Genomic DNA, 21097 nt, shown 5'->3' with positions numbered 1-21097 from the left:
GTGCGGCGGTGCGGCGGTGCGGCGGTGCGGCGGTGCGGCGGTGCGGCGGTGCGGCGGTCCGCCGATGCTGTGCAGCTCGCCGTCAGCCGCCAACCGCCCTGGCAACATCAGCGACATCAGCGACATCAGCGACATCAGCGACATCGCCGCAGCCTGCCGCGCCCCCGGCCGCGACCCAGTGCAAGCCCCCGAGCTGCTCGCGCAACCCGAAGTTCAGTCGCCGAACTCAGCCTGGTCCAGCGATCGCTCCAACCGCCCGAGCAATTTCGCCAGCTGCGCCCGTTCCGCCGCGGTCAGCCCGGCCAGCATGCGGTTTTCGTTGGGAAAATGCTCGTGCACGACCTTGTCCGTGGCCGCGAGCCCTTCCTCGGTGAGACCGATGAACACGACACGCCGGTCGTCCTCGTCGCGTTCGCGGCGGACGAGCCCGGCCTGCACCAGCTTGTCGACCCGCTGCGTGATGCCGCCGGTGGTCAGAAGATTCGTGTCGGCGAGGTCGCCGGCCGTGCGCCGGTAAGGCGCGCCGCCCCGGCGGAGCGCGGCGAGGATCCCGAAGTCCGCGACCGTGATCCCGTGCCGGGCGAACACGCGCGTCAGCTGCCGCTGATACCGGTCGAACGAACGGTGCAACCGCCCGAACACCGCCAGCGGCGAAGTGTCGACGTCCGGCGTCTCCGCGCGCCACTGCGCGAGCATCTCGTCGACCTCGTCCGGCTCGGTCCGCTTCGGCATCCGGCACCCCCGTGAATAGCTTTGCGCTAAGAATAGCATTACTAAGGTTTTCCAGGAGCGCTACGGTGACCGCATGGCAGTCAAGCGGATGGACAACGTCCTCATCGTCGTCGAGGACCTCGACGCGGTCATCGCGTTCTTCGTGGAACTAGGCTTGGAACTGGAGGGCAAAGGCCCGCTCGACTGGAGCGGCGCGGAACGGGTGGTCGGACTGAAAGACGTCAAGCAAGACGTCGCCATGCTGCGCGTCCCGGACGGTCCCGGCCGGGTCGAGCTGGCGAAGTTCCACCAGCCGAAGGCCAACGCCCCGCAGCCGTGGAACGCTCCGGCGAACACCCTGGGCATCCGCCGGATGATGTTCGCGGTCGACGACCTCGAGGACACCCTCGCCCGCCTGCGCGCGCACGGGGCCGAGCTGGTCGACGAAGTGGTGCAGTATGAGAACATCTACCTGCTGTGCTACGTCCGGGGACCGGAGAACATCGTCGTCGGGCTCGCCCAAGAACTGGGCTGAAACGCGACGGAAGCGGTGCCGGGCGGAAATAATCCACAGTGGACAGATCGCTCGGAGCGAACCGAGCGGCGAACCCGGTACCGCCGTCGCGCGGACAGTGCGGATCGATCGAGAGCGGACTGACGCTTCCGAGGAAACCGCCGCGGCGGCATTCCCCCGGTTCGCCTTCGGCTGAGCTGCTGTCTCATTCAGGACCGGTGGGCCTCGAGCGCTGCCTTGGCCTGCCGCATTTCGTCCTCGACGTCCGGCCGCAGCGTGCGGCGCAGAATCGGTTCCGCCAACCACTTCATCGGGCCCTTGAACCCGCAGCGCAGCGTCCGCGTGACCGTGGTCTGCTCGCCCGAAGCGACGCACACCCAACTGGCTCTGAACTCGGAGACGAGACGAGCCAGCCGATTCGCCGGAATCGGCGGCAGCCGCACGTCCACCCGTTCGCCCGGGGTCCGGCTCATCCGCGAAACAATCTTCGTCGCCGGACCGGGCAGCCCCGGAAGCTTGCTGCCGAACCGGAATTCAGTCACGTCCCCGTCGCGCCGCACCCAGTCGATCGCGCCGATCTTGCGGTCGACCGCGGCATAGGCACGGGGATCCATCACGAACTCGAGCACGCGGTCCGCGGGGCAGTTGATCGTCTCAGTCACCTGAACCTCGATCATAGGAAAGAGAGTACTCTCTCACTATGGCGCGTTCAACTCCCGGAGCGACCCGGCAGAATCTGGTCGAGGCAGCCACCCGGCTGTTCTCCGAACAGGGTTTCGGCCAGACCTCGACCGCCGACATCCAGCGCGCCTGCGGGCTCAACCCGGGCTCCGGGGCGCTGTACAAGCACTTCCCGTCGAAGCGGGCGCTGTTGGAGGAAATCGTGCGGCAACACCTCGCGGGGGTCAGCGAGAGCAGTCGCCGAGCGGCCGCGCTGCCGGAGGCGCCGGACGAGGCACTGCCGGTGGTCGCGCGGCTGGCTTGGGACAGCATGCGCCGGGACCGTGCGGCGCTGCGCATTATTTTCCGGGAGCTGGAACCGTTTCCGGACCTGCTGGAGCAAATGTGGCACGGCGTGCTCGGCTCGGTCTACACGGTCGCGACGGAGTGGATCGCGTCCGGCGTGCGGCGTGGGGAGTTTCAGGTCGAGGACCCCGAGGCCACCGCGTCGGTGTTGCTTGCTTCGCTGACGTACTATCCGATTCTCGAAGCGCTCGTGGGGCACACTCCGGGGGACGTGGGCGAGGAAGCGTTTCTGGCCGCGTGGACGTCGCAGGCACGGCTTTCTCTCGGACTCAAGGCGCGATAACCGAGCGGATTCCGCCCGGGAGCATCGCCGCGATCGTCCGCACTGCCGTCAACCCCAAGCGGCACCCGGAAGTTGCCGCTGCCGCCCAAAACCCGACATGACGGAACGCTGCGACGAACCGCCCCTACGCAGACGTACTCCCCCGCCGCGCTCGGCGAACGGGGCGCCCTGCTGAAAACAAAGGCTTGACCTGGCCGCTGTTATCGCTAACATTGCCATGCTCGAACCCGCTGGCCCAAGGAGGTGCGGGGATGCCCACCGACGGGTCTTCAGCCAAACGCCAGCCGGGGCTTGCCGAGGTGGCGGCGATGGCCGGGGTTTCGCACATGACGGTCTCGCGGGTCGTCAACGACACCGGGCCTGTCCGCGCGGAGACGCGGGCTCGGGTGCTCGCCGCGGTGGAGCAGCTCGGGTATCGGCCCAACTCGGCGGCCCGGACGTTGGCGACCGGCAGGTCGAGCGTCCTCGGCGTAGTGGCGCTGGAGTCCAATTTGTACGGTCCGGCGAGCACGCTGTACGGGATCGAGCACGCCGCCCGCGAGGAGGGCTACGGGGTCACGATTTCCAGCGTCAGCCGTCCTCGGCGGTCGTCGTTCGCGGAAGCGGTGGACAATCTGCGGCGGCAGGCCGTCGGCGGGATCGTGGTGATCGCGCCGCACGTCGCCGCCGGCGAGGCGTTGCGGCAGGTGCCCGCGGACGTGCCGATGGTGGCGGTCGGCGGCGGCGAATCCGTTCCGGTGCCGGTGATTTCCGTCGACCAGTACGACGGGGCCCGCCGGGTGACCGAGCATCTGCTGTCGCTCGGGCACGAGACGGTGTGGCACGTCGCCGGACCGGAGGACTGGCTGGAATCGCTGGAGCGGGAACGCGGCTGGCGCGAAGCGCTCGAGCGGCGCGGCGCACGGGTGCCGCCGCCGTTGCGCGGCGACTGGAGTCCTCGTTCCGGCTACGACGCGGGCCGTCGCCTGGTCGCTGAAACACGACCCGACGCGGTGTTCGTCGCGAACGACCAGATGGCCTTGGGCGTGTTGCGCGCGTTCGCCGAAGCGGGCATCGCGGTGCCGGGACAGGTTCGCGTCGCCGGATTCGACGACGTGCCCGAGGCGGCGTACTTCAGCCCGCCGCTCACCACCGTCCGGCAGGATTTCATCGAGGTCGGGCGGCGGACTTTCCGGTTGCTCGTCGAACGCATGGAAGGCGGCGATCCCGGCATCCGGCACCTCGTCGCCCCCGATCTGATCGTCCGGGACAGCACCGGGCCTCGGTAAACAGCACGGCTACCCCCGGCGAGACGCAGCACCCTTCAAATGTTAGCGCTAACAGAACGCGTGACAGACCTGTCGCGCGGCGTGGAACCCGGAAGGAAATTCCTCCAGTGCCAGCAGATTCCCTCGTCGTCGGCATCGACTTCGGCACGCTTTCCGGACGCGCGGTCGTGGTCCGGGTGCGCGACGGAGCCGAACTGGGAAGCGCCGTGACCGAATACCGGCACGGGGTCGTCGACGACCGGCTTCCCGCCACCGCCGAGGAACTGCCGCCCGGCTGGGCGCTGCAGGTGCCGTCCGACTACGTCGACGTCCTGCGCACCGCCGTGCCCGCCGCGCTCGCCGAAGCGGGCACCGACCCACGGGACGTCATCGGGCTCGGCACGGATTTCACGGCCTGCACGATGATCCCGACCACCGAGGACGGCACTCCGCTGTCCGAACTGCCGGAGTTCACGGGAAACCCGCACGCGTACGTGAAGCTGTGGCGCCACCACGCCGCACAGCCGCAGGCCGATCGCATCAACGCGACGGCCCGCGAGCGCGGCGAGCCGTGGCTGCCGCGCTACGGCGGGCTGATCTCGTCCGAGTGGGAGTTCGCCAAAGCGCTGCAGATGTTCGAGGAGGCCCCCGAGGTTTACCGCGCGATGCGGCATTGGGTCGAGGCGGCGGACTGGATCGTCTGGCAGCTGACCGGGACCTACGTCCGCAATGCCTGCACGGCCGGGTACAAGGGGATCTACCAGGACGGCCGCTACCCAGACCGGGAATTCCTCGAAAGCCTCGCGCCCGGCTTTGAGTCCTTTGTGGACGACAAGCTCGATCACCCGATCGGACAGCTGGGCTCCCTGGCCGGAAAGCTCAGCGCCCAGGCCGCGGCCTGGACCGGGCTGCCCTCCGGGATCGCGGTCGCGGTCGGCAACGTCGACGCGCACGTCACCGCCCCGGCCGCGCAGGCGGTCGAGCCGGGCCAGATGGTCGCGATCATGGGGACGTCGACCTGTCACGTGATGAGCGGCGCGGACCTGCGCGAGGTCCCGGGCATGTGCGGAGTCGTCGACGGCGGCATCGTCCCCGGACTGTGGGGCTACGAAGCGGGCCAAAGCGGCGTGGGCGACATCTTCGGCTGGTTCGTCGAACACTGCGTCCCAGCGTCCTATTCGGACACTACCTATTCGGACACTGCGCAAACCGAAGGCCTCCATGAATTCCTGACCCGCCTCGCGGCGCAGCAGGAGATCGGCGAGCACGGCCTCGTCGCACTCGACTGGCACAGCGGGAACCGGTCGGTTCTGGTCGATCACGAACTGTCCGGCGTGCTCGTCGGGCAGACCTTGAGCACCCGGCCCGAGCACGTCTACCGCGCGCTCCTGGAGGCCACCGCGTTCGGCACCCGCAAGATCATCGAGACGTTCGAGACCGCCGGAGTTCCGGTCACCGAGCTGATCATCGCGGGCGGGCTGACTAAAAACCCGTTGCTGATGCAGATCTACGCCGACGTCACCGGCCTCCCGCTCTCGCTGATCGGCTCGGCCCAAGGACCCGCGCTCGGCTCGGCGATCCACGCCGCGGTCGCCGCCGGCGCCTACCCCGACGTCCGCGCGGCCGCGGCGGCGATGGGTTCAGTCCAGCGGATGGCATACCGGCCGGTGCTGGCGAACGTGTCGGCCTACGACGAGCTGTACGCGGAATACACCGCGCTGCACGACTACTTCGGCCGCGGCGGCAACGACGTCATGCACCGTCTCGCCGCACGCCGCCGCGAGCTGGCCACTGTCGCGAAAGGACAGAACTGATGACGCTGACCGCACAAGCGCGCGGGACTATCGCGGAGCTGAGGGAATCCGTCGCGCGGTTGCACAGCGAGCTGACGCGCAACGAGCTGGTGGTCTGGACCGCGGGCAACGTCTCGGCGCGAGTGCCCGGCGAGGACCTGATGGTGATCAAGCCGTCCGGCGTGTCCTACGACGATCTGACCGCCGACACGATGGTCGTCACCGATCTGCACGGCAACCTCGTGCACGGCGAACTCGCGCCGTCGTCGGACACCGCCGCGCACGCCTACGTCTACCGGCACCTGCCGGAGATCGGCGGCGTGGTGCACACGCATTCGACTTACGCCACCGCCTGGGCCGCGCGCGGCGAGCCGATTCCGTGCGTGCTCACGATGATCGCCGACGAGTTCGGCGGCGAGATCCCGGTCGGCCCGTTCGCCTTGATCGGCGACGACTCGATCGGCCGCGGCCTGGTGGAAACCCTTCGTGCGACCCGCTCCCCCGCCGTGTTGATGCGCAACCACGGCCCGTTCACCGTCGGCGCCACCGCTCGCGACGCGGTCAAGGCCGCGGTGATGGTCGAAGACGTGGCCCGCACCGTCCACATCGCACACCAGCTCGGCACGCCCGCCCCGCTGTCGGGAACCGACGTCGACCGGTTGCACGCGCGCTACCAGAACGTCTACGGGCAGCGCTGAAACCGTTACCCAGCAAGGAGAAAAGATGACCTCCGCGACCAAGCCGCAGGTGTGGTTCCTCACCGGCAGCCAGGCGCTCTACGGCGAGGAGACCCTCGACCAGGTCGCCGGGCAGTCGCTGCGGATCCGGCAGCTGCTGGCCGATTCCGGCGGCCTGCCGTGCGAACTGATCGGAAAGCCGGTGCTGACCGAGTCCGCCGGGATCCGGCAGGTGCTTCAGGAGGCCAACGCCGACCCCGCTTGTGTCGGCGTGCTGGCGTGGATGCACACGTTCAGCCCGGCGAAAATGTGGATCAGCGGCCTGGACGCGCTGCGCAAACCGTTGCTGCACTTGCACACCCAGCTCGACGCGGCGCTGCCGTGGGCCAGTCTCGACATGGACTACATGAACCTCAACCAGGCCGCGCACGGCGACCGGGAATTCGGGTTCGTCCAGACCCGGCTCGGGATTCCGCGCAAAACCGTCGCCGGGCACGCGGCCGACCCGGCGGTGGTCGCCCGCATCGACGCCTGGGCGCGGGCGGCGATCGGCGCGGCACATCTGCGGAATCTGAAACTGGCCCGGTTCGGCGACAACATGCGCGACGTCGCGGTCACCGAAGGCGACAAGGTCGAAGCTGAGCTGCGGTTCGGAGTCTCGGTCAACACCTACGGTGTCACCGAACTCGCCGAACGAGTCGACGCCGCGTCCACTGTGGACATCGAGGACCTAGTCGCGCGGTATGCCGATGAGTACCGCCTCGCGCCCAAACTGGCCCGTGGCGGTGAAAGGCACGATTCCCTCCGGTACGCGGCACAGATCGAGATCGGCTTGCGCTCGTTTCTTACCGACGGCGGATTCGGCGCGTTCACCACGAACTTCGAGGATCTCGGCGGGCTTCGCCAACTGCCAGGACTGGCTGTGCAACGGCTGATGGCCGACGGCTACGGCTTCGGCGGCGAAGGCGACTGGAAGACGTCCGCACTGCTGGCCGCGATGAAAGCGATGGGCCACGGTTCGGCTCGCGGAACGTCCTTTATGGAGGATTACACCTACCATTTCGGACCCGGCGAGCCCAAGATCCTCGGCGCGCACATGCTCGAAGTGTGCCCCAGCATCGCCGCGGACACGCCGTCGTGCGAGATCCACCCGCTCGGCATCGGCGGCCGCGAGGACCCCGTGCGGCTTGTCTTCAACGCCGCGCCCGGCCGAGGCGCAGTGCTGGGCCTGACCGACCTCGGCGACCGGTTCCGCTTGGTGGCCAACGAGATCGAGGTCGTCCCGCCCGACGCACCGCTGCCCAACCTGCCGGTGGCGCGTGCCGTGTGGAAGCCCGCGCCGTCGCTCACCACGTCCGCGGAATCGTGGATCACCGCGGGCGGCCCGCACCACACCGTGCTCACCCAGGCGGTCGGCACCGAGACCCTGCGGGATTTCGCTCGCATGCTCGACGTCGAACTGCTGGTCATCGACGAGAACACCACCACTTCCGATTTCGCCGACCGCATCCGCTGGAACCAGGCCTACCACCGGCTCGCCCAGGGCTTCTGAAAGAAGGAGAACGAACAATGAAGTTCACTCGAGGAATCCGCGCCGCCGCCGCGGCAGCCGGGGCCGCCGTGCTCGCACTCGGCGTCGCCGCCTGCGGGTCCAGCGCGAAAACCGCCGACCAGCAGGCAGGCGGGTCCGAGGGCGCGCTGGTCGGCGTGACGATGCCGACCAAATCGTCCGAACGCTGGATCCACGACGGCGACAACATCAAGGCCGCGCTGGAAAAGCTCGGCTACAAGGTCGACCTGCAGTACGCCGAGAACGACATCCCCACCCAGGTCAACCAGATCGAGAACCAGCTGACCAAGGGCGCGAAGCTGCTGGTCGTCGCCTCGATCGACGGCACCGCGCTGACCACCCAGCTGCAGGAGGCCGCCGACCGCAAGGTCCCGGTGATCGCCTACGACCGGCTCATCCGCAACTCGCCCGCCGTCGACTATTACGCCACCTTCGACAATTTCAAGGTCGGGGTCGAACAAGCCAACTCGCTGGTCAAGGGCCTCGGCGACGGACCCGGACCGTTCAACATCGAACTGTTCGGCGGATCGCCCGACGACAACAACGCGACGTTCTTCTTCAACGGAGCCATGTCCGTGCTCAAACCGTTGATCGACAGCAAGAAACTGGTCGTGAAGAGCGGTCAGACCGCCTTCGCCACCACCGCGATCCTACGCTGGGACCCGGCCACCGCGCAGCGGCGCATGGAAGACCTCCTCACCAAGACCTACACCGGCGGCGCGAAGGTGCAGGGCGTGCTTTCCCCGTACGACGGGCTGTCGATCGGCATCCTGTCCGCGCTCAAGAGCAACGGCTACGGTTCGGCCGGACAGCCCTACCCGGTGGTCACCGGACAGGACGCCGAAGTCGCCTCGGTCAAGTCGATCATCTCCGGCGAGCAGTACTCCACCGTCTTCAAGGACACCCGCAAACTCGCCGACGTCACGGTGAAAATGGCCGATTCCGTCCTCAAGGGACAGAAGCCCGCGGTCAACAACACCACCGATTACGACAACGGCAAGAAGGTCGTCCCGGCCCAGCTGCTGCAGCCGGTCGTGGTGGACAAGTCCAACTACCAGAAGGAACTGCTCGACTCCGGCTACTACACGGCGGGCCAGCTGAAATGACCGAACTGCTCGGCATGCGCGGGATCACCAAGACCTTCCCCGGCGTCACCGCGCTGTCCGACGTCACGCTCTCGGTGCGGCGCGGGGAAATCCACGCCGTCTGCGGCGAGAACGGCGCCGGGAAATCCACCTTGATGAAGATCCTGTCCGGCGTTTACCCGCACGGCAGCTACGACGGCGAGATCGCTTTCGACGGCGAAGACTGCGCGTTCGGGTCCATCCGCGACAGCGAACGCCGCGGCATCGTGATCATCCACCAGGAACTCGCGCTGTGCCCGCAGCTTTCCGTCGCGGAGAACATTTTCCTCGGCAACGAGCGGGCCAAGCGCGGCTGGGTCGACTGGAACCGGACCAACCACGAGGCCGCCGAACTGCTGCGCCGGGTCGGGCTGCGCGAGAACGCCGTCACGCCGGTCAGCGAACTCGGCGTCGGCAAACAGCAACTCGTCGAAATCGCCAAAGCTTTGTCCAAGCGCGTCAAACTGCTCATCCTCGACGAGCCGACCGCCGCGCTCAACGACGACGATTCGGCACATCTGCTCGCGTTGCTGCGCGAACTGCGCAACGACGGCGTGACCTGCGTGATCATTTCGCACAAACTCGGCGAGGTCACCGCGATCGCCGACACCGTCACGATCCTGCGCGACGGCAAGACCATCGAAACGCTCGACGCCGCCGGGCTGAGCGAGGAACGCATCATCACCGGCATGGTCGGGCGCGACCTCGAACACCGTTTCCCGCCAAGGGAACCGGACATCGGCGACGAGGTGCTGCGGATCGAGGACTGGACCGTGCACAGCCCGAGCCAGCCCGGCCGGGTCGTGGTGGACGAGGCGAATCTGACGCTGCGCCGCGGTGAGATCGTCGGACTGGCCGGGCTGATGGGCGCGGGCCGCACCGAACTCGCGATGAGCGTCTTCGGCCGCTCGTACGGCACGAACATCTCGGGCCGGCTGGTCAAGGACGGCAAGGAGATCACGCTGCGGTCCGTCCGCGACGCCATCCGCAACGGCATCGCCTACGCCACCGAGGACCGGAAACTGTACGGGCTCAACCTGATCGACGACATCCAGCGCAACACCACCGCGGCCGGGCTGCGCACCGTGGCCCGCCGCGGCTGGATCGACGAGCACGCCGAACACGACGTCGCCGCCCGGTTCCACCGGGACCTGCGGATCAAGGCGCCGTCGGTGCGCAGCGTCACCGGCAAGCTGTCCGGCGGGAACCAGCAGAAAGTCGTGCTGGCCAAGTGGATCTTCACCGATCCGGACGTGCTCATCCTCGACGAGCCGACCCGCGGCATCGACGTCGGCGCGAAATACGAGATCTACACGATCGTCAACGAGATGGCCGCGCAAGGGAAAGCGGTCCTCGTCATCTCCTCCGAACTCCCCGAACTGCTCGGCCTCTGCGACCGCATTTACACCCTGTCCGCGGGCCGGATCACCGGCGAGGTCGCGCGCGCCGAGGCCACCCAGGAACTGCTCATGCGACACATGACGAAGGAACGGCCATGACCACCACGAACCCGGTGCGGCCCGCCGATCCGGCCGCCCCGCCCGCCGGGCGCAGCCCCCGGCGGATCTCGATCAACCTCCGGCAAAGCGGCATCTACGTCGCCTTCGCGCTGATCGTGGTCCTGTTCGAGGCGATCACCGGCGGCGCGCTGCTCGAACCGCAGAACATCTCGAACATCATCGTGCAGAACTCCTACGTGCTCATCCTCGCCGTCGGGATGATCCTGGTGATCATCTCCGGGCACATCGACCTGTCCGCGGGCTCGGTCGTGGCGATGACCGGCGCGGTCGCCGCGGTCCTCACGGTCAACCTCGGCCTGCCCTGGCCGCTGGCCGTCGTGATCACCCTCGTCGTCGGCGCGGTGATCGGCGCCTGGCAGGGATACTGGGTCGCGTACTTCGGCATCCCCGCCTTCATCGTGACCCTCGCCGGGATGCTCGCCTTCCGCGCGCTCACCCTCACCGTGCTCGGCAACCAGGGCATCGGCCCCTTCCCCGACGCCATCCGCACCCTGTCCAACGGCTTCACCGGCGGCTACCTGGGCAACATCGGCCTCGGCCCCCTCGGCGGCGCGGACCTGCTCAGTCTCCTCGCCGGCGTCGTCGTGATCGCCGGAATCGTGCTCACGCAATGGCGCAAACGCAGCGCGCGGCTCGGCTACGGCCAGGAAGTCGACCCGTTCCCGCTGTTCGTGCTCAAAATCGCCGTCGCCGCCGCGCTCGTGCTCGCGGTCGTCGTGCAGCTCGCCCGGTTCCGCAACCTGCCTTGGGTGCTGGTTCTGCTCGCCGTGCTGGTGCTCGGCTACTCCCTGGTCGCCGGGAAGTCCGTGTTCGGCAGGCACGTCTACGCCATCGGCGGGAACCTGCAGGCCGCGACGCTGTCCGGGGTCAAGGTCAAATCCGTGACGTTCTGGGTCTTCGTGAACATGGGCGTCCTGGCCGCACTGGCCGGCATCATCTTCGCCGGCCGCCTCAACCAAGCCGGTCCCACGGCGGGCGTGAACTTCGAACTGGACGCCATCGCCGCCGCGTTCATCGGCGGAGCTGCAGTCCAGGGCGGCGTTGGCAAGGTGGTCGGAGCTATCACTGGCGGCCTGATTATGGCGGTGATCAACAACGGCATGTCCCTCGTTGGAGCGCCCAGCGAACGCGTCATGCTGGTCAAAGGCGCGGTGCTGCTCGCGGCGGTCGCTTATGACATCTGGACTAAGCGCCGTGCCGGGGCCGCCGCCCGCTGACCTTCGGTGGGCGGTGCTTCGGTACCGCCCACCGGGGTTCCGCGAACGTCAGGAATTTCGCTTCCGCTGCGTCGGCTCAGCACTGGCCCACGACTCCCGCACATGCCCGATGTGCGTCCGCATGAGCTTCTCGACCAGCCCGGCATTCCCACCGGCGATCGCGTCCAGGATCTCGTGATGCTCGCGCGCGGACTCCTCCAGTTCCCCACGTTCGGACAATGCAGCGAGCCCGTAAAGCCGCGTATGCGCCCGCAGATCGGCGATCAGTGAAGTCGCCCGGCCGTTCCCGGCGTAGTCCAGCAGCCTGAGGTGGAACGCCCGGTCCGCCTCGGTGTACGCGACCAAGTCACCCGCGGCCGCTTCGTCCACAATGGCCTGGGCCATCGCTCGAAGTTCCAGCAGATCGCCGTCCGGAATGTGCGCGACAGCGCGGGCCACCAGAGAAGGCTCGATCAACATGCGAAGCTCGGTGATCTGGTCCAGCTCGCTCTCGGCCATCTCCGTGACCCGGTAACCCTTGTTCGGGACCGTCTCGACCAGGCCTTCGCGAACCAGGTCGAGCATCGCTTCGCGCACGGGAGTGGCGGATACGCCGAACCGTTTGGCCAGCTCCGGCGCGGAGTAGACGTTGCCGGGTTCGAGCTCCCCGGCCACGACTGCGGCGCGAAGGGCGTGCGAGACCCGCTCCCGGAGTGTCGTCTTCTCGAACTCCTGGATGTTCGGGCTCATCCGTCACTCCTCTTCATCGGACGCTCATCCTAGTGAGGTTCGTCCGTCGCGAGCCGTTCCAAGGACACCGGCATCGCGATCGACCGTTTGGACATCGGCGCGAGATCGTTGACCGCCAAGCGTTTTCCCTTGCCCTGGGCCAACTTGGCCGAGGCGAATCCGCATACGCGGCCCTGGCACCAGCCCATCCCGGGTCGTGCCAGGAGCTTCGCCGTCCGCGCGTCGACGGCGCCTAGAGCCTGGCAGGCGTCGCGGATGTCCTGGACGGTGACCTCTTCGCAGCGGCACACCGTCGTGTCCGGTTCGAGCCAGTCCTGCCAACCCGGCGGCAGAGGATGCGCGCGATGCATGGCAGTCGCGAAAGCTCTCCCCCGCCGCACCTGGCGCTGGAGGCGTCCGGCGCGTCGGCGGTCCACAGAGCGACCCTGGTCCCTAGCCGCAGCCATGCCCGCGAGTTCGCCTTCAGCGAGTGCGAGCAGCGCCCCGCCGACTCCGGTGGCCTCACCCGCGACATAGACACCGGCGACATCGGTGCGTTGCCAGGAGTCGACCACGGCGACCAGCGATTCGTCGAGGTCGACGCGAGTAGCGGCACCCGCGGCGAGGATCAGTTCGAGAGACGGCGTGAATCCCCATCCCAGGGCGACCAGGTCGATTCCGTCGAGCGTCTCGGTTCCGGCGCGGTCGACCTTGCGAAGCCGCACGGCGTCGACCTTGTCGCCGCCTTCGATGGAAGCCACGATCGTGCGGGTCCGGAAGGGAATGCGGTGCCGTGCGAACGCGGCGGCGTACGACACGGCTTCGCCCATTTTGGCCGGAACAGCCATCGCGCCGAGCGGTGTCCGCAGCCAGCCCGCGAGGCTGTTCGCGTCGCAGACCGCGACGACCTCCGCGCCCGCTTCCGCGAGTTGCCGCGCCACCGGAAGCAAGAAGGGCCCGGTGCCCGCGACGACGGCTCGCCTGCCGGGGAGGACGCCATGGGCCTTCACCAGTGCTTGGACTCCGCCCGCCGCCATCACCCCGGGGAGATCCCACCCCGGGATCGGCAGCTGTCGGTCGTAGGCGCCCGGGCACAGGACCAGGGACCGTGCCCGGAGAACGGCCGGGGCCGCGGTCCGCACGCTTTCGTGGACCGGTGCCAGGTGCAGGCTGTGCTCTCCGCCCGGTTCGAGAAGCCAGACCTGGTGTTCCGGGTAATGGTCGACGTCGATCAGGCGTCGGCGCAGCGACTCAAGCGTCGTGCCCTTCTGCGCAGCCGCTTGATCGCTCGGCCGGCACCAGTACTGGCCGCCGATCTGGGACGATGCGTCGACGAGTGCCACGCGCAGGCCGTTCCCGGACGCTGCCGCCGCGGCCGCGAGACCGCTGGGACCGCCGCCGACCACGACCACGTCGTACCTACTCATCGGAATCGCTCCGAACGACCATGCCGTCGCGGACGGGAACCAAGCAGGCTCGCTGGTCAGCCACGTCGTCCACGGTGATCAGGCAGTCGAAGCAGACACCGATCCCGCAGAACAGGCCCCGGGGCCGACCGCCGCGGCGAGTCGTGCGCCACGAGCGCACCCCGGCATCGGTGAGCGCCGCTCCGACGCTCTGTCCGGGCGACGCGGTGAGCGGCTGGCCGTCGAAGGTCAGCGTCACGGTTGTGGTCACGAGGCCTCCGTCGTGGCGAATCGTTCGGGTGCGAAGGGCGAGATGTCGATGTCGGTCGCCTCGCCGAGAAGCGCTTGGACGAGAATCTTCGCTGTTCCGGCGGAAAGGCCGATGCCCGCGCCCTCGTGACCCGCCGCGTGCCACAGGCCGGGTGCCCGAGGGTCCGGTCCGATGACCGGGAGGTGATCGGGACAGTACGGACGGAACCCCAGGTAGCTGCGCATCACCTTGGCCCGGCTCAGCGACGGATAGAGCACGAGCGCCTTCGCGGCGATCTCCCGGAGTGCCCGCGGCGACACGGAACGATCGAAGCCCACCCGCTCGCGCGAGGAGCCGATGAGGATCGTTCCCGCCTGAGTTCCCTCGACGACCGTTGACGTTTGGAGCCCTTCGCCGGAGCTTTGGGTGCTGGCGACGTATTCTCCGGCGTACACCTTGTGGAATACGGTCGGCGGCAGCGGTTGCGTCACGAGAATGAAGCCCCGGCGCGGCAGAATGGGGACCTCCACGCCGGCGAGCGCGGCAACCTCCCCCGCCCAGGTTCCCGCGGCGTTCACGACGCATCCGCCGTACCGGTCTCCGCGATCGGTTCGGACGCCGAGGATCCGGTCGCCGTCCCGGAGAAAACCGACGACTCGGGTGCCGGTGCGGACCTCGGCGCCGCGTTCGCGCGCCATCCGGAGCAGGTGAGCCGCTACCAGCATGGGTTGCACCTGGCAGTCCTGGGGATAGAACGCGGCTCCGGAAAGCTCGCGGGTCAGATGCGGCTCGTAGTCGGGAATCGCTTCCGGGGCAAGGTCAAGCACTTCGACACCCGCGATACGTTGCCGCTCGGCCAGTTGGGCCAACCCAGCAGCGGAGTCCACTGTGGATGAAACGACCAGGCCGCCTTTCTGCTCGAACTCCCAGAGCGAGCCGTGCTCGCCAAGCTCCTCACGCCAGGCCGCCAGCGACAACAACGCGAGATCGAGTTCAGGTCCGGCTTCTTTGTCCGAGACCAGCAGATTCCCTTCGCAGCTGCTGGTCGTGCCGCTAGCCACCTGCCCTTGTTCGACGACTTCGACGGAAAGGCCCGCACGGGTCGCGAACCAAGCCGTAGCGGCGCCGAGCGCACCGGCGCCGATGATCAGGACGTCCGGCGTCGTCACAGCTCGAACCCGGCGGGGAACGGATCTGTCGGGTCGAGCATGTATTGCGCGGTGCCGGTGATCCAGGCGCGTCCGGTGATTGTCGGCACTACCGCCGGTATTCCCCCGACTTTCGTTTCCTCGACCAGTCTCCCGGTGAAAGTGGTGCCGATAAAGGACTCGTTGACGAAATCGGTGTCCAGGGCCAGTTCGCCGCGTGCGTGCAGCTGAGCCATCCGGGCGCTCGTCCCGGTGCCGCAGGGCGAACGGTCGAACCATCCGGGGTGAATAGCCATGGCGTGCCGCGAATGTTTCGCGTCGGAGCCGGGCGCTTTGAGGTAAACGTGGTGGCAGCCGGAGATGTCCGGGCGTTCGGGATGCCGGGGCATCGCGTGTTCGTTGATCGCGTCCATGATCTTCAGACCGGCGTCGAGCAGCTCGTTCTTGGCCTTCCGGTCGAAGGGCAGGCCCAAGTCGCCGAGGTCGACGATCGCGTAGAAGTTCCCGCCGAACGCGAGGTCGTAGCGCACGTCCCCGAAGCCGGGAACCTCGACGCTCGCGTCCAGCGCCAGCGAAAAAGAAGGCACGTTGCGGATCGTCACCGACGTGGCTTTCCCGTCCGTGACCGCGACCTCGGCGACCACCAGACCGGCAGGCGTTTCCAGCCGAACGGTCGTCACCGGCTCGACGACGGGAACCATCCCGGTTTCCACCAGGACCGTCGCGGTCCCGATCGTGCCGTGCCCGCACATCGGAAGCAGGCCCGAGACCTCGATGAAAAGCACGCCGTAATCGGCGTCCGGTCGCGTCGGCGGCTGCAGGATGCTGCCGCTCATCGCGGAATGCCCGCGCGGCTCGCACATGAGGAAGGTCCGCAGGCCGTCGGCGTTCTCCTGGAACCACACCCGGCGTTCGGCCATGCTCGCGCCGGGAAACACGCCGACCCCGCCGGTCACCACGCGGGTCGGCATTCCTTCGGTGTGGGAATCGACCGCGTGGATGATTCGAGTCGTCCTCATCGGTTCTCGCTTCCTGGGCGAAGTTCTTGCGGCAGCGGATCAGCGATAGCCCTTTTCGAGAGCGGCCTCGGTATCGGCGTTCACCCGGTCCGCGGCGGCGCCGGTCAGAGCGCGGCGAGGCGGACGGCACGCGCCGCCCTTGCGCCCGGCGAGGTCCATCGAAGCCTTGATCGCCTGCACGAACTCGGTCTTGGAATCCCAGCGCAGCAACGAATGCAGGTCCCGGTACAACGGGATCGCCGCGGCGATGTCCTGGGCCTGACCCGACGTAGCCAGGTCGTAGAGCTTCTTCGACGCGACCGGCAGCGCGTTCGGATATCCGGCGATCCAGCCGACCGCCCCCGCGATGCCGAGTTCGAGCACCACGTCGTCGCTGCCGATCAGCACGTCGAGCCCAGGCGCGAGTTCGGCGATCTCGTACGCGCGCCGGACATCGCCGGTGAACTCCTTGACCGCCACGATGAGGTCTTCCTCGAAAAGCCGCGCGAGCAGGTCAGGAGTCAAGTCGACCTTGGTGTCATACGGATTGTTGTATGCGACGATCGGAAGGCCCACCGCGGCCGCGGAACGGTAATGCTCGACGACAGCGTCGGCGTCGGCCCGGTACGCGTTGGGCGGGAGCAGCAGCACCGAGTGCGCGCCGGCCTGAGCCGCCTGCTCGATCCATCGGCAGGTCTCTCCCGAGCCGTACGCGGCGGCACCGGGCATGACCCCGAAACCGTCCGGCGCGGCCTCGACCGCGACTTCGACGACGCGCGCCCGCTCCTCGTCCGTGAGGGTCTGGTACTCCCCCAGCGAACCGTTGGGAGTCACGCCGTCCATGCCGTTTTCGGCAAGCCACCGGACGTGCTCGGCGAAACCGTCGTAGTCCACCGAAAGGTCGTCGTCGAACGGCAGGGCGGTCGCGACATGGATGCCGCGCCAAGGTCGGTCCACCGGGCTCATCGGGTCTCCCTGGTTCCGGCAATGTGTCATGTGACATTGCACTGAGACTCTGGCACGGCACTTCTCTCTTTCGCAACCGCTCGACCTTTCGGCCCGTCTCCTATGACCTGGGTCACTCCACCCTCATGCAACCTCCCAGCCGCCACGAGGCCTGTACCTCGTTGTGGAGCAAGACGCGAGCGGTGCGTGGTGGGAGGACGAGTTCGTCGCGTACGTCATGGCGTCCTCGAGTTCCCTGCGCGCCACCGCGTTCGTCCTGTGCGGAGACTGGCACCGGGCCGACGACCTGCTGCAGGTCACCTTCCTCAAGCTCTACCGCGTGTGGCCGAGGCTGGTCCGGCGGGGCGAACTGGACGCCTACGTGCGGCGGATGGTCGTGCGCGCGTTCCTGAACGAAAACCGGCGGAAGTGGCGTTCGCGCGAGCACCTTTCCGCGGAGCTGCCAGACGTCAGCACGGCACCCGAGCCCGACCATGCCCAGCGGCTTTCCGTGCGCGCAGCTCTTGACGGCGTCCCGCCGAAACAACGCGCGGTTCTCGTGCTGCGGTTTTGGGACGACCTCAGCGTCGACGAGACCGCGGCCGCTCTCGGCTGCTCGGCGGGCACCGTCAAGAGCCAGTCCGCGCGCGGGCTGGCGACCCTGCGCAAACTCCTCGATCCCAGTCAGCTCGGGCACCTGGCGTTCCAGGAGAGGCAGGCATGAACGACGAAGAAGCACGCGCGGTGATCCTGCTCGCCGGACCGGTGGACGTACCGCCGCCGGGCGTGGATCCGGAGCGGCTGCTGACGGAAGGCCGCAAGCGACGCCAGCGGCGGAACCTCGTCGTGGTCGGCGGGAGCGCCCTGACGACGGCACTGCTCGTAGTCCTGGTGACCGTGACCGCAGGCCAAACCGGTCCGGCCACCGCGCCGCAGACCGTCCAGCCCGCCGTCGCGCCGACCACCGGAACCCAGCCCGCCCCGACCCTTGACCCGACGCCCGGCAGCAGCTCCCCCGGCCTGTCCTCCACCGGAACCGCCCCGAACCGCACGACGACCACTGGCAGCCACCCCACCAGCCTCCGCTGACCGGTACGCCAGTTCCCGCACCACGAGAAAGAACCCTCTTGACGACGCTTGCCGAACCAGCCGCCTTCACCGCGCCGGCGATCCGCTGGGACCAACGCCCGTACGTCCGCGCGGTCGGCGTGTACCTGTTCATCCGCGTGTTCAGCGTCGCGCTGCTCGCGCTGTTCGCCGCGAGGACCGGCCAGCCCCTCATCGGCCGCCTCACCGCCTGGGACGGCCAGTTCTACCTGGATATCGCCGATTACGGCTACTTCGGCACCACACGCGGCCTGTACGACGCGGCGGGCAACTACGCGCCCTACACGCCGCTCGCGTTCTTCCCGGCATACCCGACCTTGCTCCGCGTCGTCGCGCCGATCACGTTGGGCAGCACGATCCTGTCCGGTCTGCTGGTGAGCACAGTCGCCGGATGCCTCGCCGCCGCCGCGATCTTCCGGCTGGCCCAGCGAATCGACGGCCGCGCGCGCACCGGGTTGCTGCTGGTAGCGCTATGGGCCGGAGCACCGCTCGCCATCACGCAGTCCATGGTCTTCACCGAAGCACTGTTCACCGCCTTCGCCGCCTGGACGCTCGTCGGAGTCGTCGAACGTCGCTGGCTGCTGGCCGCCGCGTGCTGCGTTGGCGCAGGCCTCACCCGCTCGACCGCCGCGGTCCTCATCGCCGTCGTCGGCGTCGCCGCGGTGATCGCCTTCATCCGCACCCGCGACCGCTGGACGACCATGATCTGCGCGGTGCTGTGCCCGCTCGGCTTGCTCGGCTGGTGGGTCTTCGTCGCGGTCTGGACCGGCAGCCCGACCGGCTGGTTCGACCTCGAATGGGACAACTGGCGAACCCGCTTCGACGGAGGCCGCGAGGCGGTCGAATTCTCCTGGCAGAAACTGGCATCCGGTTCTTCAGTGATGGAGACGCTGACCGTTTTCGTCGTGCTGGGCGCGGCCGTGCTCGCCGTCCTGCTGGCCAAAACGGTGCGCCCGCTGTCGCGGTGGTGGCCGCTCGCCGCCTACGGCGCCGGAATCGTGGTGCTGGTCGTGGGCACCGCGGGCCTCCCGACCGTCAAGCCGCGCTTCCTGGTCCCCGGTTTCATCCTGCTGTTCCCGATCGCCCGCGGCCTCGCCGCCCGTCGCCCAGGCACCGCAGTGGCCGCGACGGCCGCCTTTGTTCTCCTCGGCTGTTGGTTCAGCGCCTACTCCCTCACCGGCTGGCGCTACGTCGTCTGACGGGCCGGATCAGCGAGGACGCATCACCGGACTCCGCACTGAGCGAGCGCTTACACTCTATGGACGACGGGCGGACTCACCGGCCGGCGCGGGACTAGAGGAGGATCGCCGGATGACCACGCTCTCGGCCGACCTGTGGCCCGACGTGCAGCCCGAGACCGCGCGCCGGCTGATGCTCGCCGGGGTGGAGTCGTTCGCCGAACGCGGCTACCACGCCACCACCACCCGGGACATCGCCGGCGCGGCGGGGATGAGCCCGGCCGCGCTGTACGTGCACTTCCCCTCGAAAGCCGCGCTGCTTTTCGCGATCAGCCGCAACGGGCACGAGCAGACGCTCGCCCTCGTCGAGGACGTCATCGGGCGCGTCACCGGCCCGGTGGAGCGGATGCGGCTGCTCGTCGAGGATTTCGTCGCCTGGCACGCGCGGCGGCACACCGTCGCGCGCGTGGTGCAGTACGAGCTGAATGCGTTGCCGGAGAAGGAATATCAGGTCGTCGCGCAGCTGCGGCGGAAGATCGAGCAGCGCGTACGCGAGGTGATCGCCGACGGCGTCGAGTCCGGCGCGTTCACCGTCGGCGACGTCGGGATCGCGGCGCGGGCCGTGCTGTCGCTGGGCGTCGACGTCGCGCGCTGGTACAGCGAACGGACCCGGCAGACGCCCGCCGAACTGGGCAAAGAGTACGGCGAGCTGGTCCTCCGCATGCTCGGCGCGAGCTAGAGCGCCAGCACCAGCTTGCCCCGAGCCTGCCGCGACTGGCTCAGTTCAAGCGCGGTACGCCAGTCGTCCAGCGGGAAAATCCGGGACACCGGAACCGAAAACCGCCCCTGCGCCGCGAGCGACGCGAACTCGCCGAGCACGTCGTAGCGCGGCTGGGCGCCGGAGCTGACAATGGTCTGGACCCCGGGTTCGGCCGAGCTGAGATCAAGCGTCAGCACGTGGCCGGGCTCCTTGACCGTGCGCACGAGTTCGGCCACCGCGCCGCTGAACGGGGCCGCGTCCAGCACGAGGTCGACCGGTCCCCCGGCCAGCGCCGTCACCCGGTCGGCGATTCCATCGTGGTAGGTGGTGACTTCCGCGCCCGCTGAGCGGAGCGTCTCGGCGTGCGTCTCGCCCGCCGTGGCTATCACGCGCGCCCCGCGCAGGAGTGCGATCTGCGTGGCGGCAAACCCGGTGGTAGTGCCCGCGCCGTGGACGAGCAGGGTGGTCCCAGAACCGACGCCGAGTGCGTCGAGTGCCGCGTAAGCCGTGCCGGTCGCCATCGGCAACGCCGCGGCGTGGACCGCGTCGAGCCCATCCGGACGCGCGAACCACGAATCGAGCAGCACCAGCTCGGACGCACCCGCGGTCGGGCCGGTGAACGGCGCGCGCCCGAAGACCGGGTCGCCGATCTCCACGCCAATCACGCCTTCGCCGAGCGCGTCGACCGTGCCGGACACCTCAAGCCCGACCCCGCGCGGCAAGTCACCGGCGAACAGGCCCTCGCACAGCGCCCAGTCCGCCGGGTTCAGCCCGCACGCTTGAACCGCGACGCGAATCTGGCCCGGCCCGGGGTTCGGGGCTTCGGCGTCCTCGACCCGCAATACCTCGCCCGCCGGACCGTGCTCGTGAAAACGAAGGGTGCGCATCTGATGTCTCCTCGTGAGTGATGACAGA

Annotated in this window: 22 protein-coding genes; 13 read left to right on the top strand and 9 right to left on the bottom strand. The window is 68.5% G+C overall.

Features of this window, described 5'->3' with window-relative positions; all coding sequences use genetic code 11:
* Positions 1–213: 213 nt before the first annotated feature.
* The gene (locus ACFXI3_RS27680; RefSeq protein ID WP_116203116.1) at positions 214–732 is read right to left on the bottom strand and encodes a MarR family winged helix-turn-helix transcriptional regulator; all 519 of its coding nucleotides are present in this window, start codon (positions 730–732) and stop codon (positions 214–216) included.
* A gap of 73 nt (positions 733–805) precedes the next feature.
* On the opposite strand from ACFXI3_RS27680, the gene ACFXI3_RS27675 reads away from it, so the two are divergent.
* Positions 806–1246, top strand: coding sequence for a VOC family protein (locus ACFXI3_RS27675; RefSeq protein ID WP_378403327.1), 441 nt, complete (start codon positions 806–808; stop codon positions 1244–1246).
* A gap of 188 nt (positions 1247–1434) precedes the next feature.
* Here ACFXI3_RS27675 and ACFXI3_RS27670 read toward each other — a convergent pair whose 3' ends face one another.
* Complete coding sequence (locus ACFXI3_RS27670) at positions 1435–1902, bottom strand: SRPBCC family protein (protein ID WP_378403325.1); 468 nt, start codon at positions 1900–1902, stop codon at positions 1435–1437.
* Between the two features lie 23 nt (positions 1903–1925).
* Here ACFXI3_RS27670 and ACFXI3_RS27665 point away from each other — a divergent pair, with 23 nt between their 5' ends.
* The 8 genes from ACFXI3_RS27665 (at position 1926) to mmsB (ending at position 11682) form a co-directional block, all read left to right on the top strand.
* Positions 1926–2534 (top strand): TetR/AcrR family transcriptional regulator, encoded by a 609-nt coding sequence (locus ACFXI3_RS27665; RefSeq protein WP_378403323.1) that lies wholly within the window; start codon positions 1926–1928, stop codon positions 2532–2534.
* 251 nt (positions 2535–2785) lie between these two features.
* Positions 2786–3802: a LacI family DNA-binding transcriptional regulator gene (locus ACFXI3_RS27660; protein WP_378403321.1), complete on the top strand. Its 1017-nt coding sequence runs from the start codon at positions 2786–2788 to the stop codon at positions 3800–3802.
* 107 nt (positions 3803–3909) lie between these two features.
* On the top strand, positions 3910–5595 hold the full coding sequence (gene araB / locus ACFXI3_RS27655; RefSeq protein ID WP_378403319.1) for a ribulokinase: 1686 nt from the start codon (positions 3910–3912) through the stop codon (positions 5593–5595).
* Positions 5595–6272, top strand: a complete 678-nt coding sequence (locus ACFXI3_RS27650) for an L-ribulose-5-phosphate 4-epimerase (RefSeq protein ID WP_344278623.1) — start codon at positions 5595–5597, stop codon at positions 6270–6272. The genes araB and ACFXI3_RS27650 overlap by 1 nt, the downstream gene beginning before the upstream one ends.
* 25 nt (positions 6273–6297) lie before the next feature.
* A complete protein-coding gene (araA, locus tag ACFXI3_RS27645) occupies positions 6298–7803 on the top strand; it encodes an L-arabinose isomerase (protein ID WP_378403317.1) in 1506 nt (501 codons plus the stop codon).
* A gap of 17 nt (positions 7804–7820) precedes the next feature.
* Positions 7821–8927: a multiple monosaccharide ABC transporter substrate-binding protein gene (gene chvE / locus ACFXI3_RS27640; protein WP_344278629.1), complete on the top strand. Its 1107-nt coding sequence runs from the start codon at positions 7821–7823 to the stop codon at positions 8925–8927.
* Complete coding sequence (gene mmsA / locus ACFXI3_RS27635; RefSeq protein ID WP_378403315.1) at positions 8924–10444, top strand: multiple monosaccharide ABC transporter ATP-binding protein; 1521 nt, start codon at positions 8924–8926, stop codon at positions 10442–10444. The genes chvE and mmsA overlap by 4 nt, the downstream gene beginning before the upstream one ends.
* Positions 10441–11682, top strand: a complete 1242-nt coding sequence (gene mmsB, locus ACFXI3_RS27630; RefSeq protein WP_378403313.1) for a multiple monosaccharide ABC transporter permease — start codon at positions 10441–10443, stop codon at positions 11680–11682. Before mmsA ends, mmsB begins: the two co-directional genes overlap by 4 nt.
* Before the next feature lie 48 nt (positions 11683–11730).
* Here mmsB and ACFXI3_RS27625 read toward each other — a convergent pair whose 3' ends face one another.
* Genes ACFXI3_RS27625 through ACFXI3_RS27600 form a run of 6 tightly spaced genes read right to left on the bottom strand, consistent with a single transcriptional unit; the run spans position 11731 to position 17158 of the window.
* Positions 11731–12411: a GntR family transcriptional regulator gene (locus tag ACFXI3_RS27625; protein ID WP_378403311.1), complete on the bottom strand. Its 681-nt coding sequence runs from the start codon at positions 12409–12411 to the stop codon at positions 11731–11733.
* A gap of 29 nt (positions 12412–12440) precedes the next feature.
* Positions 12441–13817, bottom strand: a complete 1377-nt coding sequence (locus ACFXI3_RS27620; protein WP_378403309.1) for an FAD-dependent oxidoreductase — start codon at positions 13815–13817, stop codon at positions 12441–12443.
* Complete coding sequence (locus ACFXI3_RS27615) at positions 13810–14067, bottom strand: (2Fe-2S)-binding protein (protein WP_354738502.1); 258 nt, start codon at positions 14065–14067, stop codon at positions 13810–13812. The genes ACFXI3_RS27620 and ACFXI3_RS27615 overlap by 8 nt, the downstream gene beginning before the upstream one ends.
* Positions 14064–15215, bottom strand: a complete 1152-nt coding sequence (locus tag ACFXI3_RS27610) for an NAD(P)/FAD-dependent oxidoreductase (protein ID WP_378403307.1) — start codon at positions 15213–15215, stop codon at positions 14064–14066. Before ACFXI3_RS27610 ends, ACFXI3_RS27615 begins: the two co-directional genes overlap by 4 nt.
* Positions 15212–16213, bottom strand: coding sequence for a proline racemase family protein (locus ACFXI3_RS27605; RefSeq protein WP_378403305.1), 1002 nt, complete (start codon positions 16211–16213; stop codon positions 15212–15214). Before ACFXI3_RS27605 ends, ACFXI3_RS27610 begins: the two co-directional genes overlap by 4 nt.
* A gap of 39 nt (positions 16214–16252) precedes the next feature.
* Positions 16253–17158, bottom strand: coding sequence for a dihydrodipicolinate synthase family protein (locus ACFXI3_RS27600; RefSeq protein ID WP_378403304.1), 906 nt, complete (start codon positions 17156–17158; stop codon positions 16253–16255).
* A gap of 163 nt (positions 17159–17321) precedes the next feature.
* Between ACFXI3_RS27600 and ACFXI3_RS27595 the strand changes: the two genes are divergently transcribed.
* From ACFXI3_RS27595 to ACFXI3_RS27580, 4 genes are all read left to right on the top strand, one after another.
* Positions 17322–17861, top strand: coding sequence for a SigE family RNA polymerase sigma factor (locus tag ACFXI3_RS27595; protein ID WP_378403302.1), 540 nt, complete (start codon positions 17322–17324; stop codon positions 17859–17861).
* A complete protein-coding gene (locus ACFXI3_RS27590) occupies positions 17858–18226 on the top strand; it encodes a hypothetical protein (protein ID WP_378403300.1) in 369 nt (122 codons plus the stop codon). The genes ACFXI3_RS27595 and ACFXI3_RS27590 overlap by 4 nt, the downstream gene beginning before the upstream one ends.
* 38 nt (positions 18227–18264) lie before the next feature.
* The gene (locus tag ACFXI3_RS27585; RefSeq protein WP_378403298.1) at positions 18265–19443 is read left to right on the top strand and encodes a hypothetical protein; all 1179 of its coding nucleotides are present in this window, start codon (positions 18265–18267) and stop codon (positions 19441–19443) included.
* Between the two features lie 112 nt (positions 19444–19555).
* On the top strand, positions 19556–20161 hold the full coding sequence (locus ACFXI3_RS27580) for a TetR/AcrR family transcriptional regulator (RefSeq protein WP_344267045.1): 606 nt from the start codon (positions 19556–19558) through the stop codon (positions 20159–20161).
* Here the strand turns inward: ACFXI3_RS27580 and ACFXI3_RS27575 are convergent.
* Entirely contained in the window at positions 20158–21069 is a 912-nt protein-coding gene (locus tag ACFXI3_RS27575) for an NADP-dependent oxidoreductase (RefSeq protein WP_378403296.1), read from the bottom strand. The two genes, ACFXI3_RS27580 and ACFXI3_RS27575, sit on opposite strands and share 4 nt — an antisense overlap.
* Between the last annotated feature and the right edge of the window lie 28 nt (positions 21070–21097).

The organism is Amycolatopsis sp. NPDC059235 (genome assembly GCF_042754125.1).
GTDB classification, from domain to species: Bacteria; Actinomycetota; Actinomycetes; order Mycobacteriales; family Pseudonocardiaceae; genus Amycolatopsis; species Amycolatopsis albidoflava.
Note: the sequence above shows the minus strand (reverse complement) of the source record. Positions and strands in the feature narration are given on the sequence as shown.